The 18799-nt window shown below is 59.6% G+C and carries 18 protein-coding genes; 10 read left to right on the top strand and 8 right to left on the bottom strand.

The window, feature by feature from the left end; translation table 11 throughout:
* The first annotated feature begins 7 nt into the window (after positions 1-7).
* Positions 8-1207, top strand: a complete 1200-nt coding sequence (locus BW974_RS19755) for an AI-2E family transporter (RefSeq protein WP_076432144.1) — start codon at positions 8-10, stop codon at positions 1205-1207.
* Between the two features lie 65 nt (positions 1208-1272).
* Here the strand turns inward: BW974_RS19755 and BW974_RS19750 are convergent, their stop codons facing one another.
* On the bottom strand, positions 1273-1941 hold the full coding sequence (locus tag BW974_RS19750) for a helix-turn-helix domain-containing protein (RefSeq protein ID WP_076432143.1): 669 nt from the start codon (positions 1939-1941) through the stop codon (positions 1273-1275).
* A 128-nt stretch (positions 1942-2069) separates the two neighbouring features.
* On the opposite strand from BW974_RS19750, the gene BW974_RS19745 reads away from it, so the two are divergent.
* On the top strand, positions 2070-2771 hold the full coding sequence (locus BW974_RS19745) for a DUF502 domain-containing protein (RefSeq protein WP_076432141.1): 702 nt from the start codon (positions 2070-2072) through the stop codon (positions 2769-2771).
* A 22-nt stretch (positions 2772-2793) separates the two neighbouring features.
* On the opposite strand, the gene BW974_RS19740 is transcribed toward BW974_RS19745, so the two are convergent.
* Positions 2794-4023: a M20 family metallo-hydrolase gene (locus BW974_RS19740; RefSeq protein WP_076432140.1), complete on the bottom strand. Its 1230-nt coding sequence runs from the start codon at positions 4021-4023 to the stop codon at positions 2794-2796.
* A 155-nt stretch (positions 4024-4178) separates the two neighbouring features.
* On the opposite strand from BW974_RS19740, the gene BW974_RS19735 reads away from it, so the two are divergent.
* The 6 genes from BW974_RS19735 (at position 4179) to hemG (ending at position 9652) form a co-directional block, all read left to right on the top strand.
* A complete protein-coding gene (locus BW974_RS19735; protein ID WP_076432138.1) occupies positions 4179-4928 on the top strand; it encodes an ABC transporter ATP-binding protein in 750 nt (249 codons plus the stop codon).
* A gap of 57 nt (positions 4929-4985) precedes the next feature.
* Positions 4986-5537 carry a DJ-1/PfpI family protein gene (locus tag BW974_RS19730; RefSeq protein WP_076432136.1) on the top strand — a complete coding sequence of 184 codons (552 nt, stop codon included), beginning with the start codon at positions 4986-4988 and terminating at the stop codon, positions 5535-5537.
* A 126-nt stretch (positions 5538-5663) separates the two neighbouring features.
* On the top strand, positions 5664-7001 hold the full coding sequence (locus BW974_RS19725) for a tryptophanase (RefSeq protein WP_076432134.1): 1338 nt from the start codon (positions 5664-5666) through the stop codon (positions 6999-7001).
* A 51-nt stretch (positions 7002-7052) separates the two neighbouring features.
* Positions 7053-7391 carry a hypothetical protein gene (locus BW974_RS19720; protein ID WP_076432132.1) on the top strand — a complete coding sequence of 113 codons (339 nt, stop codon included), beginning with the start codon at positions 7053-7055 and terminating at the stop codon, positions 7389-7391.
* Positions 7392-7521: 130 nt separating this feature from the next.
* Positions 7522-8934, top strand: a complete 1413-nt coding sequence (locus tag BW974_RS19715; RefSeq protein ID WP_076432131.1) for a sulfatase family protein — start codon at positions 7522-7524, stop codon at positions 8932-8934.
* Between the two features lie 175 nt (positions 8935-9109).
* Positions 9110-9652, top strand: coding sequence for a menaquinone-dependent protoporphyrinogen IX dehydrogenase (gene hemG / locus BW974_RS19710; RefSeq protein WP_076432129.1), 543 nt, complete (start codon positions 9110-9112; stop codon positions 9650-9652).
* 81 nt (positions 9653-9733) lie between these two features.
* Here the strand turns inward: hemG and BW974_RS19705 are convergent, their stop codons facing one another.
* A complete protein-coding gene (locus tag BW974_RS19705; protein WP_076432128.1) occupies positions 9734-10213 on the bottom strand; it encodes a twin-arginine translocation signal domain-containing protein in 480 nt (159 codons plus the stop codon).
* Between the two features lie 124 nt (positions 10214-10337).
* Complete coding sequence (locus BW974_RS19700; protein ID WP_076432126.1) at positions 10338-10733, bottom strand: DUF302 domain-containing protein; 396 nt, start codon at positions 10731-10733, stop codon at positions 10338-10340.
* 248 nt (positions 10734-10981) lie between these two features.
* Here BW974_RS19700 and BW974_RS19695 point away from each other — a divergent pair, with 248 nt between their 5' ends.
* Positions 10982-12769, top strand: coding sequence for a S9 family peptidase (locus tag BW974_RS19695; protein ID WP_076432125.1), 1788 nt, complete (start codon positions 10982-10984; stop codon positions 12767-12769).
* Here the strand turns inward: BW974_RS19695 and BW974_RS19690 are convergent.
* The 3 genes from BW974_RS19690 to BW974_RS19680 all read right to left on the bottom strand — a co-directional run bounded on the left by BW974_RS19690 (position 12766) and on the right by BW974_RS19680 (position 15230).
* Positions 12766-13449 carry a haloacid dehalogenase type II gene (locus tag BW974_RS19690; RefSeq protein WP_076432123.1) on the bottom strand — a complete coding sequence of 228 codons (684 nt, stop codon included), beginning with the start codon at positions 13447-13449 and terminating at the stop codon, positions 12766-12768. The genes BW974_RS19695 and BW974_RS19690 overlap by 4 nt on opposite strands.
* 111 nt (positions 13450-13560) lie before the next feature.
* The gene (locus BW974_RS19685; RefSeq protein WP_139328944.1) at positions 13561-14190 is read right to left on the bottom strand and encodes a hypothetical protein; all 630 of its coding nucleotides are present in this window, start codon (positions 14188-14190) and stop codon (positions 13561-13563) included.
* 65 nt (positions 14191-14255) lie between these two features.
* On the bottom strand, positions 14256-15230 hold the full coding sequence (locus BW974_RS19680; RefSeq protein ID WP_076432119.1) for an aldo/keto reductase: 975 nt from the start codon (positions 15228-15230) through the stop codon (positions 14256-14258).
* Between the two features lie 224 nt (positions 15231-15454).
* On the opposite strand from BW974_RS19680, the gene BW974_RS19675 reads away from it, so the two are divergent.
* On the top strand, positions 15455-17698 hold the full coding sequence (locus BW974_RS19675; RefSeq protein WP_076432117.1) for a PAS domain S-box protein: 2244 nt from the start codon (positions 15455-15457) through the stop codon (positions 17696-17698).
* A gap of 7 nt (positions 17699-17705) precedes the next feature.
* On the opposite strand, the gene BW974_RS19670 is transcribed toward BW974_RS19675, so the two are convergent.
* Complete coding sequence (locus BW974_RS19670) at positions 17706-18746, bottom strand: enolase (RefSeq protein ID WP_076432115.1); 1041 nt, start codon at positions 18744-18746, stop codon at positions 17706-17708.
* Between the last annotated feature and the right edge of the window lie 53 nt (positions 18747-18799).

Genomic DNA, 18799 nt, shown 5'->3' with positions numbered 1-18799 from the left:
GAGCGCGGTGAAACTCTGGGATGAACGGGAGTCTGACGGTGTAGGAATCAGCTGGTGGCTATTCGGAATCGCCCTGGCTATCGTTCTCGTCGTCTCGCTCGATACGTATCTCGGCTGGATAGTGTTCGGGCTGTTTCTGTACTACGTCGCCCGGCCGATAGCCAGACGGTTGCGGAATCGAGGACTGTCGCCCGGGCTTGCGTCGCTGCTCACGCTTGCGCTCATCATCCTCCCGTTCGTGGGCCTGCTCGGGGCTATCGTCGTCGTCACGTTCGGACAACTGTCTGCAATTCGACCCGCCGACATCGAGCAACTCGCGCAAACGCTGTTTCCCGGATTCGAGACGGGAACGATTCCGACCGACCCAGCGCAGTTGTACGACGCTGCCACGCAGTTGCTCCGCGAACCGTCCATCAGAAACGTACTCGGCCAGTTCGGGGGCTTCGTCGGGACGTTCGCCACACAGTCGTACAACCTGTTTCTCGCGCTCGTCTTCGTCTTCTTTCTGGTGCGCGACGAAGACCGGATTTCGGGTTGGTTCGAAACGACCGTGGCCGGAAGCGGGACGACGAGTCACGAGTACCTTCGCGCCATCGACCGCGGCCTGAACTCGGTCTTTTTCGGCTACACACTGACCATCTTCGTCATCATCATCACGTCCGCACTGATTTACAACGGTCTGAATCTCATCGCACCGCCCGGAATGGCGATTCCACAGACGATGCTCGTCGCGGTTGCGACCGGACTCGCAACCTTGATTCCACTGGTCGGACGTTCCATCGTCTACCTCGTGGTCGTCCTCTACCTCGCGATTATTGCAGTCGAAACCGACCCGACACGGCTCTGGTTTCCCATCTTCTTTTACCTCTTCATGGCGCTCGTCTTCGACAACGTCATTCGCACCTACGTCCGCCCGTATCTCTCGGGGCGCATGTTCCACACTGGACTCATCATGTTCGCCTACCTCCTCGGCCCGCCGATTTTCGGCTGGTACGGCATCTTTCTCGGCCCGCTCATCATGGTCATCGCCGTCCAGTTCCTCTGGGTGGTGTTTCCGGACATGCTCCCCGGCGCGTCGGGCGCGCCCGACGCGCCGTCCGAAACGGGGGAGAGCGATACGGGAGAAGAGAGTGGTGCGAGAAAGTCGAAATTTGAGGAACGTGACCGTGGTGAGTTCGGTTCCGAGGATTCCTCGACCCGGTCGTGACATCGTGAGAAACCGTGGAAGCGTCTGCAACTACCGCAGTTAGAACATCGTGACAGAATCTGCAACTACCGCAGTTCGTTTTCTCCGACGACGAGCGCGTTCGAAATGAGGTTTTTGTAGGCTCGTCGCAGGCGCTCCGAGAGCGCCTGATGCGAGATGCCGAGGTCGTCCGACAGTTCCTCGCCGGAGATTCCGCGGGGAATGTCGTAGTACCCTGATTCGAGCGCGGCCACGAGCGTTTCGTACTGCTCTTCGGTGAGTCCGTACTGGCCCCGCCGCGGGGATTCGTCCAACTGGTATATCTGCTCGATTTCGATTGGGATATCGTTCGTCTCGCAGAACTCGTAGGTTGCGGAGAGGGCGTCCCGGTTGGGAAATAGAATTCTGAGTTGCCACTCCTCGCCCTTTCCGTTCGCGTCGATGATGGTGCCATTTTCCTCGACGAGGAGGTGGATGGCGAACGTGGTTTGGCTGACCCACGACATTCGGTACAGCCACTCGTCGTCCAAATCGACGAGTAGTTCCACGTCCTCGGTCGTCGGGTCCTCTTCAAGCGCATTTCGGAGGGGTTCGAACTGCTCGGATTCCGCCGTCGCCCAGATGTACGGCATCACTCGCCCGGCCTCCGAGGCGACGACGCGTTCGACTTCGAATGAGACGCCGGGAACTCGTTCGAGCGTCGCCTGCAGTGCGAATCCATCGGCAGGGAGTCGCACGATGGCGATTGTACTCATACACCGTCTTAGGGCCTTCTCACGGATGACTCTGCTGGCAAATGGGATTGACATTTCGGATAGGCTGCACCTTCTGCCGGCACACGCAGGCGGTACGCTCTTTATGGAGCGTCCGAGTTCCCTGAACGATGGACGACTCCGAGAGTCTCTCTCCACTCGGTATGCTTCGGGAGGCGGCGCTGACTGGTATCACCGTCGTCGTCCCACTGCTCATTACGGTGTACGTACTCGTCGTGTTGCTCGATTTCGTCGCGAAAGTGTTGCGGCCGCTCCTCAAATTCGTCTCTATCGACTCGATATACGTCTTGGGCGGCGTCACCATGGCGACCGTTTCCGCGTTGATTCTCGTCATCGGATTCATCGCTCACTCTCCGATGGGCGAACGAGCAATCGACAACTTCGACCAAGCTATCAGCCAAGTTCCCGGACTCGGCACGATTTACCGCAGTTTCCGGCGGATGGGCGACGCCATGGTCGAGAGCGACGCCGACCATTTCCGCGACGTGAAACTGCTCGAATTTCCGACCGACGGCACCTACACCTTCGCGTTCGTGACGGCGGACACGCCCGAAGGTATCGAAAGCGCGCTCGACGAAGGCCCGATGACGACCGTTTTCCTCCCGATGGCTCCGAACCCCGTCATGGGCGGATTCGTCGTCAACGTCCCCGAGGACGATCTCGTGGACGTCGACCTCACGTTGGAAGAGGCGTTCCGCGGCATCGTGACGAGCGGCGTCGGATTAGACGAGATGAACGCCAGTGCAAATGGTTTGACCGAAGAGGAACTTCGGCAGTTGACGGGCTACGACGCAGTCAAACGGAAGCATTGAAACGAAGACGAAAGTACGAAACTCACCGCGCCAGCGACGTGAGTGCGCCAGCGAGCACTCGCGTCGCGGCGGCACAGTCTCCCCACTCTGTCCACTCTGCCGGATTATGTGAAATGCCGTCCCGCGACCGTGCGAACAGCATCGCTGCGTCTGTCACGTCTCCGACGTGCATCGTGTCGTGGGCCGCCCCGGAGTGCATATCGAGCAGTTCGATGTTCGCTTCGTCCCCCGCTTCGTGGAGCGCCCGCCGACAGCGGGCGCTCATCTCGGTCGGTTCGAGGTCGAACTCGCGGGAGAAAGTCGTCTCTACGCCGCGCTCCGATTCGAGGCGGGAAAGCGAGTCTCGCGCCAGCGAGACGAGTTCGTTCATCGCATCATAACTCACGTCTCGAATATCGACGCCCATCTCGACTGCGCCCGGAACGACGTTCGTCGCGTTGGGACGAACGTCGAGTTTACCGACCGTGCCAACCGTGGTTTCGCCGACTTCGTTCGCCCCGTCCTCGACATCCCGAACGAATTCGCTCGCGGCGACCAGCGCGTCCGTTCGCTCCGGCATCGGGGTCGCTCCCGCGTGATTTGCTTCACCCAGTACTTCGACGGCGCAGTGCGTAATTCCGGTAATCGTCGTTACGACCCCGACCGGGCAGTCGGCGCGTTCGAGTCGCCTGCTCTGTTCGACGTGGAGTTCGAGCCACGAATCCCACTCGCTCGCGTCGATTCTGCCCTCGCCATCGAAATCCATCGTATCGAGTGCATCCGCCAGCGTCGTCCGTCCGTCCCGCAGTTCGAGTGCCTCCTCCACCGACCGCTCTCCGACCGCGACGGACGACCCGAGGAGTCCGTCGGCGAACCGCTGGCCCTCCTCCTCTGTGAACGAAACGACATCTATCGGGCGACTGGGTTCGATTTCGGCGTCCTGCATCGCCCGAACCGCCTCAAGTGCGGCGTAGACGCCGAGTGGCCCGTCGAAGATTCCCCCCTCGGGAACCGAATCGAGGTGGCTCCCCGCCGCGACTGGTTTGGATTCCGGGTCTGCGCTTTCGGGCGTCCAGCGTCCCGCGATGTTACCGACCGAATCCACGCGAACGTCGAGTCCGGCATCTTCCAGTCGTTCCACGAAATACTCGCGCGCCTTTCGGTTCGCGTCGGTTCCGGTGAGAACGGTTCGTCCGTGGCCTTCCACGTCGAGCGCACCGAACTCGGCGTTCGCTTCGATATCCTCCCGTAGTCGGTCGCCGTCGATTTTCATAGGTGGATGGTCGTGAGGTGTGGGCAAGAAGTTCCGGGTGCTGGTTCCGGATTGCCGATTGCCGCGAGGTGTCGCCCTCCGCCTCGCTTATTTTCCGCCATCCGACATTCGTGCTATGGGGCAGGGTTTAGACAGTCGAAGTGGTAACTGTGGGTATGGCCGCCAGCCACTCGGTGACGGAGTCCGACGAGGGGCCGAGGGACGCCGTGACATTGACCGACGTTCGAAAGACGTACCACCTCGGAGAACCGGTACACGCGCTGGATGGCGTGACACTGTCGATTCCGCGAGGGTCGTACACCGCAGTCATGGGGCCGAGTGGGTCGGGGAAAAGCACCCTGCTCAACCTCATTGGCTGTCTCGACACGCCCACCGAGGGGACGGTTCACGTCAACGGGCAGAAAGTGACTGGACTCTCCGATAGCGAGCGAACCGAGGTTCGCGGCGAGGAAATCGGATTCATCTTTCAGACGTTCAACCTCATGCCGCGACTGACCGCTCGGGAGAACATCGCGCTCCCGCTCATCTTTCGAGGAATTTCACGCTCCGAGAGAACGGAACGGGCAGACGACCTTCTTTACAAAGTCGGACTTCGAGGCCGGGGGGACCACCGCCCCAACGAACTGTCGGGTGGCCAACGCCAGCGCGTCGCGATTGCGCGCGCGCTGGCGAACGACCCCGCCATCCTTCTGGCGGACGAACCGACCGGCAACCTCGACAGCGAAACCGGCCAACAGATTATGGGCCTGTTCGAGGAACTCAACGACGACGGCCACACTGTGCTAATGGTGACCCACGAGCGCGACATCGCCGAGCACGCCGAGCGAATCGTTCATATCCTCGATGGCACCGTCGAGCGCCTGGAAGAAATCGAGGCTCCGAGGCGGGTCGAAGAGGCGCGATAAGCGGTTTTGTGGATTCCGACGCCAACAGTCAAGCAGTCCCCCTCCGAACCCTTCTACATGCACATCGCGTTCGTCGCATACGACGGCATGACCGCGCTGGATTTCGTCGGCATCTACGACCCACTGACCAGACTCGATACAATGGGCTTCCGAGACGACGTTTCGTGGGACGTGTGCGCCCGAACCGAACGCGTTACCGCGAACGCAGGACTCGAAATCGTTCCCGACGTGGTGGACGAATCGCTTTCGGGCTACGACATGTTGGTCGTTCCGGGCGGATTTATCGCCCGCGAACTCGCCGAGGACGATGAGTTCACTTCGTGGCTGGCAACCGCGGATGCGGAGTGGGTCACGTCCGTCTGTACTGGGTCGCTTCTGCTCGGTTCGGCGGGATTCTTGGAGGGCAAACAAGCGACGACGCACCCCGACGCCTACGAACGATTGGCGGATTTTTGCGAAGTTGTCGAAGAGCGAATCGTCGTGGATGGGACAGTGGCGACGGCGGGTGGCGTCAGTTCGGGTATCGACCTCGGCCTGTGGCTCTGCGCCGAACTGGAGGACGAGGAAACCCGCGACGCTATCAAAGTACAGATGGACTACCCATATTAGCGAGAAATTAGCAATGGACTTCCCCTACTAACGATGGTCAATTTCGCCCCCTGACGCCCGGAATCGCTCGTTTTCCCCCGACGTTATCTCAGCAAGGTTAAGAACGACGCCGCCGCGTTGTCGGATATGCGAGCCTATCGGGCGAAAGTCGTCGAACCGATTCACCTTCCCGACCGAGACGAACGCGAGGCCAACCTCGAATCCGCGGGCTACAACGTGTTCAACCTCGACGCGGAGGACGTTTTCATCGACCTGTTGACCGACAGCGGAACCGGAACCATGAGCGACGAACAGTGGGCCGCGATGATGCGCGGCGACGAGGCCTACGCTGGCAGTGACAGTTTCAAACGCCTTCAAGAGAGCGTGGACGACGTGATGGGCTTCGAGAAAATCGTCCCCGCTCACCAAGGCAGAGGTGCCGAAAACGTCCTCTACGGTGTCCTCATCTCCGAGGGCGACTACGTCCCGAACAACACGCACTTCGACACGACGCGGGCGCACATCGTGAACAACGGCGGGAAACCCGTCGACTGCCCAATCGACGTGGATGCCGAGGACGAAGAGTCGTTCAAAGGGAACCTCGACCCCGACAAAGTCCGGGAACTGGCGGACAACGTTGGCGCGGAGAACATCCCCGCACTCGTGGTCACCATCACGAACAACTCGATGGCAGGCCAACCCGTGAGCGTCGAGAACATCCGCGAGGCGCGCGACGTGGCAGACGAAATCGACGCCACGTTCGTCATCGACGCCTGCCGATTCGCCGAAAACGCGTATTTCGTCCAACAGCGCGAGGACGAATTTTCGGACGCCAGTGTCGCCGACATCGCCCGCGAAGAACTCTCCTACGCCGACGCAATCGTCATGAGCGGCAAGAAGGATGCACTGTCGAACATCGGCGGATTCGTCGGCGTGCGCGACGAATCCTTGTTCGAAGCCACGAAACAGCGCGGTATCCTCTACGAAGGATTCACGACCTACGGCGGACTGGCGGGGCGCGACTTGGAAGCGATGGCGGTCGGCCTCCGTGAGGCCGTCACCGAGAGCTACATCGAAGACCGCGTCGAACAGGTCGCGGAACTCGGCGACTTGCTTCAGGAAGCAGGTGTTCCGATTTTCGCCCCGACGGGGGGCCACGCCGTGTACGTGGACGCCGAGGAGTTCCTGCCGGAAATCCCCCGTGAGGAGTTCCCGGGACAGGTTCTCACCTGCGAACTCTACCGCGAGGGTGGCGTTCGCGGCGTCGAACTCGGCGAGTTCGCCTTCCCCGGTGAAGACCGTCCGCAACTCGTTCGTCTGTGTCTCCCCCGCCGGTCGTACTTCCGCGACCATCTCGTGCACATCGCGGAGTCGTTCGAGAAAGTCGCCGAGCGACGCGACGAACTCACGGGTCTGGAAGTCGTCGCCGAACCCGAGATGGAGGAACTGCGCCACTTCAGCGCTGAACTCGAACCTGTAGAATAAACGCTGAAAACACGGAAACGACTATATCGCCCGAACGTGTTTTTTCACCGAATGATGGACGATGTTGACAATCTCGGATTTATCTCAATGAGCGTTCTCGGTGCTCTCATGGTTTCGGAACTCGTCCCTCCTGAAATCGTCCTCGGGTTACTCATCCTTCTCGGCCTCGCCAGCGGATTCGTTCGCTATCGACGAGGGAAAAAATGGCTGGCGTTCGGGTGGGTGCTGTTTTCGCTTTCGGTTTCTTCGCTTCCCTTTATCGAGAGCGGCCCTGTCGTTCTTGTCGTGTTTTTCGGCGGCGTGGTCGTCTCGATGGTAATACTCCTGTTCGGTCAGTTGGGCCTCATCGAACGACTTTCGCTCCCGCCGCTTCGCAGCAAAAGTAGTTGAAAAACACCCTTGCTGTCCTGTGGAATATGGAGTGCTATTGAATCTCGTCCGATGGTATCGACTGTTCGCGCAAAAGGTATTTTACCTCCGTGACGAATTTTCGGGTAGCGGAGTCACCGTGCCCGACAGAATGAGCGCAAATGACACCTCTGTTACCGTGCTGTTCACCGTCGATTCGCTCCGAGCGGACGCTTTCACGTCCGACGGCGTCGTCGCTGCTCTCGGTGAACGTGGAACCACCTTCGAAAACGCATTCGCTCACGGGAACTGGACGCCCTTCTCGTTCCCGTCGATTCTCGGCGCGAAACAGGTGTTTACGGATTCGCGGGGCATCGGCGTCGCCGATGCCCCGACGCTGGCCGAAACCCTCTCGGAAGCGGGCGTTTCGACCGCGGGATTCAACGGCGCGAACGGATTTTTAACCGAACACTGGGGGTACGACCGTGGATTCGACGAGTTCGAGACGTTCACCTCCGGGACGGGCGACAGTCTCTACAGCAAATATCTCACCGCCCATCCGACCGTGCAGGCGTGGCTTCAAGTCGTCACGTCGCCGGTTCGGCGACTACTCGGACAGAAAGGCGGCGCGAAAAATATCTCGCGGATGCTCGACGTAGAACGTAGCGCAATCGACTTCGTGGAACGGGCAGAACCGCCGTTTTTCCTCTGGGTTCATTACATGGACGTTCACACGCCCTACGTTCCCGCGCCGAAGTTCGTCCGCGACGAAACCGGCGCGAACGTCGGGTCGCTGAAGATGCTTCGCGCCCACCTCCGGGCCGGATTGGGGCGCGAAGTCGGCCACGACGCGCTTGCCGACCTCGAATCGCTGTACCGGGCCGCGGTTCGGCAGGTGGACGAAAGCGTCGGCCGAGTGCTGTCGGCACTCGACCGACGCGGCTTTCGTGACGACGCCTGCGTCGTTCTCGCGGGCGACCACGGTGAGGAGTTCATGGAACACGGCCATTTGGCGCATTATCCGAAACTGTACGAGGAACTGACCCACGTCCCGTTCATCGTTCAGCACCCCGACGACAAAAAACAGAGCGCAGATAGGAAATCGGTCCAGCAAGCGGTCGGTTTGGCGTCGATTCCCGCGACCATCTGTGACGCGATGGGCGTCGAACACGACTTTTCGGCCCCGAGTTTGCTTGACGCCGTTGTCGAATCCGGTTCCGAAACCGACCCCGGTGCTCCGGGTGATACGACGCCGATAACCTCCGTCGCCGTTCGCGGCGAACACGTCACTCGGCAACCGATTCCGCGCCATCTGGACGACGGCGAACTCCTTGTGAGTGCCCGAACCGCCGAGTGGTCGTACATCTACCACACCGACTCCGAGAATCGGGAACTGTACGATAGACGCCGCGACCCGACCGAACAGGACAATCTGTGGGACGAGTACGAGGGTTCCGAACTCGCAAGCCGCCTTCACGACGCGGTCGAGACGCGAATCGAGCGAATCGAAACCGACGGGGACGACGAATCGGGCGACGTTCCATCCGAGGTATCGAACCAGTTGAAGGCGCTCGGCTATCAGTGATTTTTTCGACTTCGAAGTGTCTCACAGTCCACGGAGGTTCGACCACCGGACGTTTTAGTCGATAGCTGTCGATGCTGATTTGGAGTGGTACGATGGTAGCATACGATTCCCGGTCACATCGAAATCGGTGGGTATGGCGTGGTTCCAATTGTGCACTTCTTGAGAGGCACGGCTGATGGCGCGCGTGCTCGTCCTCTACGGTTCAACGGAGGGCCAGACCGCGACAATCGCGGAGCGAACCGCCGAGGTGTTGGCCTCCGCGGGTCACGACTCGACGCTGATTCACGGCAATCGCGTTCCGGAGGAATTTCGACTGTCGGAGTACGACGCAGTCGTCGTCGGCGCGTCGGTTCATAAAGGACATCATCAGAAATACGTTGAACAGTTCGTCCGGGAGCACGCAAAAGAGTTGAACCGATTGCCGTCGGCGTTCTTCTCGGTGAGCCTGACCGCTGTAGAGGATACCGACGAGGCGCGGATGACCGCGGAGAACTTGGTTACGGAATTTCTCGCTGCTACCGGCTGGAACCCTGACCGAACGGCGGTCGTTGCCGGTGCGCTGAAATACAGTCGATACGGACTTCTTACGCGGCTGCTGATGAAGTACGTCGCACGGAAGAAGGGCGGCGGGACGGACACCTCGCGCGATTACGAGTACACCGATTGGGACGAAGTTGAGAGGTTCGCGACCGCGTTCGCTCGCTCTCTCGACTCGTGATAACGGGTAAAGCGATTGCTGGCTAACGCGATGGTAGGTAAAATTGAGCGTGGGCGAGGGAGTCCCCCATTCCCCACAGTTTTACTCTGGACTCCGAACCGTGGTGCTCAGCAGATTGAGTTGGCTACTGAAGACGGTTGCGTCTCCAGAGAACCGCCGTCGGTCACCCTGACTGAAGCTCGCATCGCGCGAGAACATTATCGTCGTGATTGCCCCATTCCGGCCTCCGAGGTCGTAGCGGATGACCCACCCGCTGTAGTCGTCGGGTTGGCTGATTTCGTCCACGTCGCCCCCACCGGGACGTTCGAGCAGTCGCACCGTGGTTGACTGTTCGAGCGCGTTCGTGACGCGGAACGGCACGTTCGGGTGGTAGGCATACGTGTACACGAGGACGCTTGTGGAGTCCTGCGCGACAGCAGTCCCAGCACTGCCCAGACCGAGTGCGAGCGCACCCGTCGCAAGCGCGCCCTTTTTCATGAACGTTCGGCGTGACTCGTTTGCAAAGACGCCCCCAGCGCCCTCTCCCGAGTCGTCTGTGTCTATTCTTTCACTCTCTGCCATATTCGACCGCAGTTTGGATGTTGGTCATTCAAACATATAAGCTCGTATTATTGTTTTGTTTGTGGACAAATTCCCTACTCCTCTTCCCTCGTGTCCCCTTCGGTGAAGAGCGCGAAGCGAATCGCTAGCTCGCAGAAAGCGAATCCAGAACGCGGTCGAAACGTGCCCGAACGTCTTCTGCGATGTCGTCCAACTCGGGGTTGTCCACGACCGAGAGCATCGTTTCTGGGTCAACCATGCTGACCACGACGCCGTCGTCGGTTTCGTAGACGACGACGTTACAGGGCAGGAGCACTCCGAGGTCGGTTTCGGCATCCAATCCTTCCTTCGCCAGCGGCGGGTTGCATGCGCCCAGAATCCGATATTCGGGATACTCTTCGATGTCGAGTTTTTTCGCGAACGCTTCGCTCACGTCGATGTCGCTCAGAATGCCGAACCCCTCGTCGCTCAGGGCGTCCGTGGTTTCTTCGACGACTTCTTCGAACTCGCCGCTGACGTGCTGCTTGTCGTAGTAGGTCATCGCGGCTGACTACACGGCGTGAGTAGTTAGTAGTTGAGGTCGTTTCGTGCAAACATCTATCGTGGTTCGGAGTTCGTCCCACCCCCTGTAATGGTGTTCCTGTGAAGGTGCCCGTATTCGTATTGCTCAGCTCGTACAATACCCTCTCAAAAAATTTGCCTACTGCTAACCACTGCTCTCGACGTGAGTACCGGGGAAACACGCACCACAGCCGAATCCTTTTGCCGTCCCCGTTCTTCGACCACAGCATGTCCGAACCACGGTATTCAGTCGCACGGTATCTGAGCATCGACAGCACCGAGTCGCCGACGATTTCGGTCGATGGCGACCTCGTCTTTTGCTCCGACACGACCGGGACGCCGCAGGTCTGGTCGCTCGACGCGCCGGACACCTACCCGTCTCGACGCACCGCACACGACGAACGGATTTCGTTCGTTTCGGCCTCGCCGACTCGCCCGGAAATCATCTTCGGCATGGACGAGGGAAGCAACGAACACGACCAGTTGTTCCGGTACGACCTGCGAGATGGTACCGAAACGCCGCTCACGGACGACCCCAGTTCGATTCACCTCTGGGGCAGGTGGAGTCCCGACGGTGAGCGATTCGCGTTCACGGCGAATCGCCGCCAGTCGGACACCTTCGACGTGTACGTGCAGGGCCGAGACGATTCGGAGGCGACGCTCGTCCACGAGGGCGAGGGCGGTTTCCTTTCCATCGAAACGTGGGGCGAACCCGGCATCGTCCTCTCGAAGGCCTACGCCAGTTTCGACTACGACCTGTTCCTGCTCGACCCGGAAACGGGCGACCATCGAAGACTGAGCGATGACACCGAAACTCGCTACGGAAACGTCCGATTCGGTCCGGAGGACGAACTGTACTGCGTGACGAACTACGACTCGGACACGGCCGATATCGCCCGAATCGACCTCGGCGACGGAACGCACAGAACGATTCAGGCGGGCGGCGACTGGAACGTCGAAGGGTTCGCGCTCCATGGCGAAACCGGGAACGTCGTGTGGAGTCGCAACGTCGATGGTTACTCCGAGGTTCACGCTGGTCGTCTCGCGGACGGGGAAATCGAAGCACTTGCAGAGCCAAAGCTTCCGGAGGGCGTCGCATACGACCTGACCTTCGCCCCGGATGGCGAGCAGTGTGCCCTCTCGCTCAGCCGAAGCGACGACCCGAGAAGCGTCTACGTTCTCGACTTGGAGACGGGCGAATCGGAGCGATGGACGAATCCCGGAACGCTCGGCATCCCCGAAGAGAGTCTCCTCGAACCGGAGACGATTCGATACGAGACGTTTGACGGGCGGGAGATTCCGGCCTACTGGACGCTTCCCGAAAACGCATCTCCCGGCGAAACACCAGTGATTGTCGATATTCACGGCGGGCCGGAACATCAGCGCAGGCCGTGGTTCTACCCGACCAAGCAGTATTTCCTCCAACAGGGGTACGCGATTTTCGAGCCGAACGTCCGCGGGTCGTCGGGCTACGGCACGGAATACACCCATCTGGACGACGTGGAAAAGCGGATGGATTCCGTCGCCGACATCGAATCCGCGGTCGAATGGCTTCACAACCACGAGGCGGTGGACTCCGACCGAATCGTCGCGTATGGTCGTTCGTATGGTGGGTTCATGGTACTCGCCGCGATTACGGAGTATCCCGACCTCTGGTCTGCCGCGGTCGATTTCGTCGGCATCGCCGACTTCGAAACGTTCCTCGAAAACACTGGAGAGTGGCGGCGTTCGCACCGCGCACAGGAGTACGGTTCGTTAGACGAGCCAGAACTGCTCGAACGAATAAGCCCGATTCACAAGGCCGACCGGATTTCTTGCCCGCTGTTCATCCAGCACGGCGCGAACGACCCCCGTGTTCCGGTCGGAGAAGCCGAACAGATTGCGGAGAAAGTTCGAGAGCGCGGCGTTCCGGTCGAGACGTGTATCTTCGAGGACGAGGGCCACCACACGACCTCGCGGGCGAATCTAATCGAGGAGTTCGAACGAATTTCGGACTTTTTGGATGAACACGTTTAGACTCCCAACTCGTTGGCCAAATCGTAGAACGATTCGATAACCAAATCCGGTTCGTCGCCGAACGGTTCCCACGGCGTTCCTTTTCTGTCTACCCACACCCCTTGCATTCCGGCGTGTTTCGCGCCCTGCACGTCGAACCACCCGGCGGTGACGTGTGCGATTTCCTCGATTGGTGTTCCGGTTCGTCCCGCGGCGTGGCGGTAGAGTTCGGCGTCGGGTTTGAACCTCTCAATCTCGTCGGCGCTGATGGTGTCCGTGAGGAGGTTGTCGATGCCGGCGTGTTCGACCATCGAATCCAGCATTTCGGGATTGCCGTTCGAAAGGACGTAGCAGTCGTAGCCGCCGTCGCGGAGGCGTTCGATGCCGTCGCGCACGTCGTCGAATACGTCGAGTTCGTGGTAGACGGCGAGGATTTCGTCGCGCTCGCTCTCCGAAATATCGGCGTCGTGGGCCGACAGCGCGTACTGGAGGGCGTCCCGGTTCATCTCGTAAAACGGCTGGTAGGAGTCGGTGTGGTTGGCGACGAAGGTGTATTCGAGCGAGCGGGCGCGCCAGAGTTTCGAGATTGGTTCCGGCGTTTCGACACGCTCTGCGAGGGCGTTTTCGGCGGCGTCAACGTCAACCAGCGTGCTGTAGGAGTCGAACGTGAGGGTCGTCACGCGCTCGGAATCGAAGGGCATGCTGTGTCGAGTTAGTTCGGCACGGAGTTAGTCGTAGGGACGACTGCAAGAGATTCCGCTACTTTCCGCGTTTTTTGTCGTTCTCATCAACATCGTGAGAGTGAGAGCGCGCTACTGTGATGCACCTTGCAGTTCTATCGTATGCTGTTTCGCCCCTCTCGGTTCGTCCACGTCCGGGAGCGGACTGCCACAGGAACTCCGGGTTTCGGACGGCGTAAAGTACACCTCGAAGCGCGAATCGCATCCCATCGTTCCCCACGATTCGACGACGGTAGCCTCGTCCGCCGATTTCGGGCTTTCTCGTAGCGTGTAGAGCAGTTCGCCCTGTTCCGGCATCCCCTCCAACAGAAACGAGTGTGCGGAATCGGGTGGAATGCTGTACTCTCGGTCGAAAATCACGTTACTTGCCGGCTTGATTGCTCTCGCCTCGGCCTGCATGAGAACCGGGAACGGGAAGTCCTCGTCTCCGTCCTCGTTTCCGAGTTCTATCGTCTCCGTTTTTCCATCCCGACTCGTTATTCGATACGCCGAAATCGGCCGATTCGACACCGAAAGCGAGAACTGGTGTGGCTGTTCCGTCGGATTTTCCACGAGCAGTTGGCTTCCGGTCGCGGACTGTGAACCGCCGCCGGTCGAACTCGTCGTTCGCTGTGCAACTCCCGAAGCGATTGCTCCCGTGAGAAGAACCGTCCCTCCTGCGAGCAATTGCCGTCGTGATAGATAGTTTGTTGGATGCCCCATGATACCCCACAGAACGCTGTCGCTCTTCAGGGATTTCAAAGCTATGGCACAGTTGAAATAGTCAGCTACTGATGCCCCGACACGGGAACCGGTTCGTATGGTTCTTCGAGATAGGCCATATCGCCCGACGAGAGGCTGATGTCCAGTGCTTCCACAGCGGCCTCCAGATGTTCGATGCTGGTCGTACCGACGATTGGCGCGTCAACTTCCTCCTTGTGGAACAGCCACGCGAGCGAAATCTGTGCCATCGTCACGCCCTTTTGCGCGGCGAGTTCCTGTACGCGCTCGTTGATTTCCGCGCCCCCGTTATCGGCGTAGGGATGTTCGTGGGCGTAATCGTCGGTCTTGCCCCGCGTCGTGTCTTCGAACTCCTCGTGCGGCCGGGTGAGATAGCCGCGAGCGAGCGGACTCCACGGAACGACGCCGATTCCTTCTTTATCGCAGAGCGGGAGCATCTCGCGTTCTTCCTCGCGGTAGACGAGGTTGTAGTGATTCTGCATCGTAACGAATCGGTCGAGTCCGAGGCGTTCGCTCGTGTGAAGCGACTCGGCGAACTGGTGTGCCCACATCGAACTCGCGCCGAAATATCGAACGTTCTCGCGCCGAACCGCGTCGTCCAACGCTCGCAGGGTTACGTCGATTGGAGTCTCTTTGTCCCACCGATGGGTCTGATACAGGTCCACGGTGTCCATGCCGAGTCGGGAGAGCGAGTTATCGAGTTCCTGCTCGATAGCTTTCCGCGAGAGGCCGCCCGAGTTCGGGTCGGTTTCGTCCATCTGAAAGTAGCCCTTCGTGGCGACGACCATCTCGTCGCGCCGTCCCTCCAACGCTTTCCCGAGGATTCGTTCGCTCTCGCCCCGCGAATACATGTTCGCGGTATCGAAGAAGTTGATGCCGAGGTCGATTGCTCGGTCGAGTATGGGCATGCTTTCGTCCTCGTCCAGCACCCACTCGCGCCAGTCGCTCGACCCAAAACTCATACAACCGAGACAGATTCGACTGACCTCCATTCCCGTGTCTCCGAGCGTCGTGTACTCCATACCTCGGTTCTCGCGTGCTGATGGCAAAAAGGTACGGCAGGGAGAACTTACCGTCTTCACTCGGTGCGTGTCGCAACTCGACGTGACTGCTCTATACTGCAGTATAAACAATATATGTGATTTGACCCTCTGCTTAATTATCAGTCCGATAGTGGCAATAAACGAACAAAACAAATAGTATTAGTTTTTAGGGATAAACTCCTACAGTAGGAAGAGTCGATAGTATGACGACGAATTTCCGGGTGCTATACATTGACCCACTTGCCGACACGGGCGTCATTCCGAGCGATTTGGAGCGAGATGCACCGGAGCTAGTGGTTCGTACCGCGGACGACGAACGCGCTGTTCTCGACGCGATTTCCGACGAGAACGTCGACTGCGTTGTCAGTGGCTATACACTTCCGGAGGGGGATGGAATCTCGCTATCGAAACGAGTCCGTGACCAGTTCCCGGACGTTCCGTTCGTTCTCTGTACCACGTCCGGGAGCGAGCGAATTGCGAGCGACGCTTTCGAAACGGGAATCGACGGCTACGTCCCGACCGAAACGGACGAATCGCGCGTTACCACACTTTCCAAGACGATTACGCGCGTCACCACCGATGCTCGGCGTCCCCCCGAGCGATTCGACCGGTATCAGTCTATCGTGCAGGCGATGGGGGACGGTGTCTACACGCTGGACACGGAGGGCTATGTCACCGCCGTCAACGACACTCTGTTGGAGATGTCACTGTACGACCGCGACGAACTCGTCGGCGAACATATCTCGCTTCTCTTGGATGGCGTGGACGTATCGCGCGGCGACCGACTCATCAAAAGTCTGCTTCAGGGTGACGCGGATGTCGGCGAACTCAGAGCGGAACTCAAAACCGCAGACGGTGGCGGTATTCCGTGTGAGGCCAGAATCGGCCTGCTGACCCACCGAGACGAATTTCGCGGCACCGTCGGCGTTCTCCGGAGCATCGCAGACCACGAGCGAATCAAAGCGGCGCTGCGCGAACAGAAAGAAAAAATCGAAGACCTCCACGAAATCGCCTCCGAGATGGAGGCGTGTCAAACCGCGGATGAAATCTGTGAGTTGACCGTCGATGCCGCCGAAAGTATCCTCGAATTCGATATCTGCGGCGTTGACCTCGCCGAAGACGGCTACTTCATTCCGAAAGCAATCTCGACGGGGATGACCGACGACGGCTACACCAAACTCCGAACCGACCAAGGCGTTGCAGGGCGTTCTTACCAGAACCACGAAACGTGCGTGCTGGATGACGTGCGCGAGGAGGCAGATGCAGCCCCGGCGCAGGCCGAATACCGGTCGCTGTTGAGCGCGCCGATTGGCGAGGAAGGGATATTCCAAGCCGGGTCACGAGAGGTCGGCGCGTTCGACCACGACGACGCGGAACTGGCCGAGCTGCTTCTTTCACACACCACGGAGGCGCTCCGTCGAATCCACTCGCAAACCGCACTCCGCGAGAGCGAAGAAAAGTACCGGACGCTGGTCGAACAGAGCCACGACGCGATTTACATCTACCGCGACGACAGCTTCGTGTTCGTCAACCGGCGCGTGTGTGAACTCACCGGCTACGACCGCGACGAACTCGCCGAAATGAATCTCTGGGAGTTGATACATCCAGACGAGCGCGAACGGGTCAAACACATCGCACGGGAACGTAGTCGCGGCAATCATCCGCCACATTACGACGCCCGCGTCGTGACGAAAGATGGCGACCTTCGATATGCGGAGTTCAACGTGCGCGAAATCACGTACGAGGGAGAAGCGGCGCAACTCGGGTCGGCCCGCGACGTGACGGAGCGAAAACAGGAACTCAAACGTCAGAACGAGCGACTGGAGGAGTTCGCGAGCGTCGTCTCACACGACCTCAGAAATCCGCTGAACGTCGCACAGGGGCATCTCGAACTCGCACGAGAGCGCGGCGACGAAATCCATTTCGAGAAGGCTGGAGGCGCCCTCGACCGAATGGGAACTCTCATCGCCGACCTGTTAACGCTGGCCCGGCAGGGATTGGTCGTCAGCGACACCGAACCGGTCAAGTTGGAAACAATCGTTCGGCAAGCGTGGGCGAACGTCGAGACGGAAGAAAGTACGCTCGTCGTTGAGACGCAGACGGAAATCGACGCGGACAGGGGACGACTGCAAGAACTGTTCGAGAATCTGTTTCGCAACGCCGTCGAACACGCGGGGAGCGAAACGACGGTTCGCGTCGGCGAGATAGCTGACGAGTCGGTGGACGCCGAAACGGACGATTTTACCGGCTTCTACGTCGAAGACGACGGCGACGGCATCCCACCCGCCGAGCGCGAAGCGGTGTTCGACCACGGTCACACGACCGCTGATGGTGGGTCGGGGTTGGGGTTGTCAATCGTGAAAGGTATTTCCGAAGCGCACGACTGGACGATTTCGGCGGACGAAGGGAGCGACGGCGGTGCACGATTTCGGATTCAACTCGATTGAGTTCGTTTCACTCTCGCCGAAATCCTTCGACTGTCGGCGCATCTAGCGGACTCGACGGGAGGCCTTCGGTCGGTTCCGGGTCGTTGTAGCCGCGCGGAGCCACGTCGTTCGGCGAATCCGGGTAGAACAGAGACGCGAGCAGTTGAATCTGTCCGCGGGCGATGCTCAACTCGAACTGGCCGCCGCCGTACAACTGTATTCCGTTGCGGTCACAGTGTTCCAGCGTGTCGAACAGCGATTTCACGCTTCCGAACCGCGACGGCTTGATGTTCAACCAGTCGGGTTCGAACGGGAGTGACTCCACGCTTTCGACGCCGGTAATCGGCACGTCCCACGAAATCCGCTCCTGTGCGGCGTCGAGAATCGGTTCGGTTTCGTCGGTGTACGCCGGGTCTTCGATAATCGCGCTCGGGAGTCCGTCCCGAACGCGACGATACAGTTCGGGGTCCGCGGATTGGCCGACCTCGGTGTTTTCGTACTGGGATTTCAAATCCACGATTCGGACTTTTTCGGTGTCGGCGAGTGCCGAAATCAGGTCGGCAGACCACTCCGGCGTCGGGTCGAGTTTGAACGCCAGCGAAGGGTCGATGTCGAGCCATCGCGTCACGCGCTCCGCACTTGGCGGGTCGCCAAGTCGTGTGCTCATCACGAACGTCACCGGAGACGGCGTGCGACCCAGCGCGGTCGGCAGGTCGGTGTCGGCCTGCCGGAGCGCCAAATCCAACGCCGCACTCTCGAATCCCCACTGTCTGTAGTGGCGGAAATCGTCGCGCGATGGCCCTTCGGGAAACAAATCGAGGTCTGAAATTTTCGCGGAAAACTCGTCGAACGTGTATTCCCCGGACAAATCGAACGCCGCGTCGGCCAGCGCGTACTGGTCGTCCGCGTCGTAGGTTACGTCCTCACCTCTGCCGGTTTCGTCAGCGCCGCGCAGAACGATTTCTGTGGTGACACGCGTGAAATCGCTGGACGTTTCGCGTTCGTGGGTTTCGTACTCGCAGGTTTCGATGGAGAGCGGGAGGTCTTTGACTTCATCGTAGAGCGCCATAGGTTGAAAACGGTGGCAAGGGGGATAACTGTCGGGTGAAATTTCGCCTTCTG

The organism is Haladaptatus litoreus, from assembly GCF_900156425.1.
GTDB classification, from domain to species: Archaea; Halobacteriota; Halobacteria; order Halobacteriales; family Haladaptataceae; genus Haladaptatus; species Haladaptatus litoreus.
Note: the sequence above shows the minus strand (reverse complement) of the source record. Positions and strands in the feature narration are given on the sequence as shown.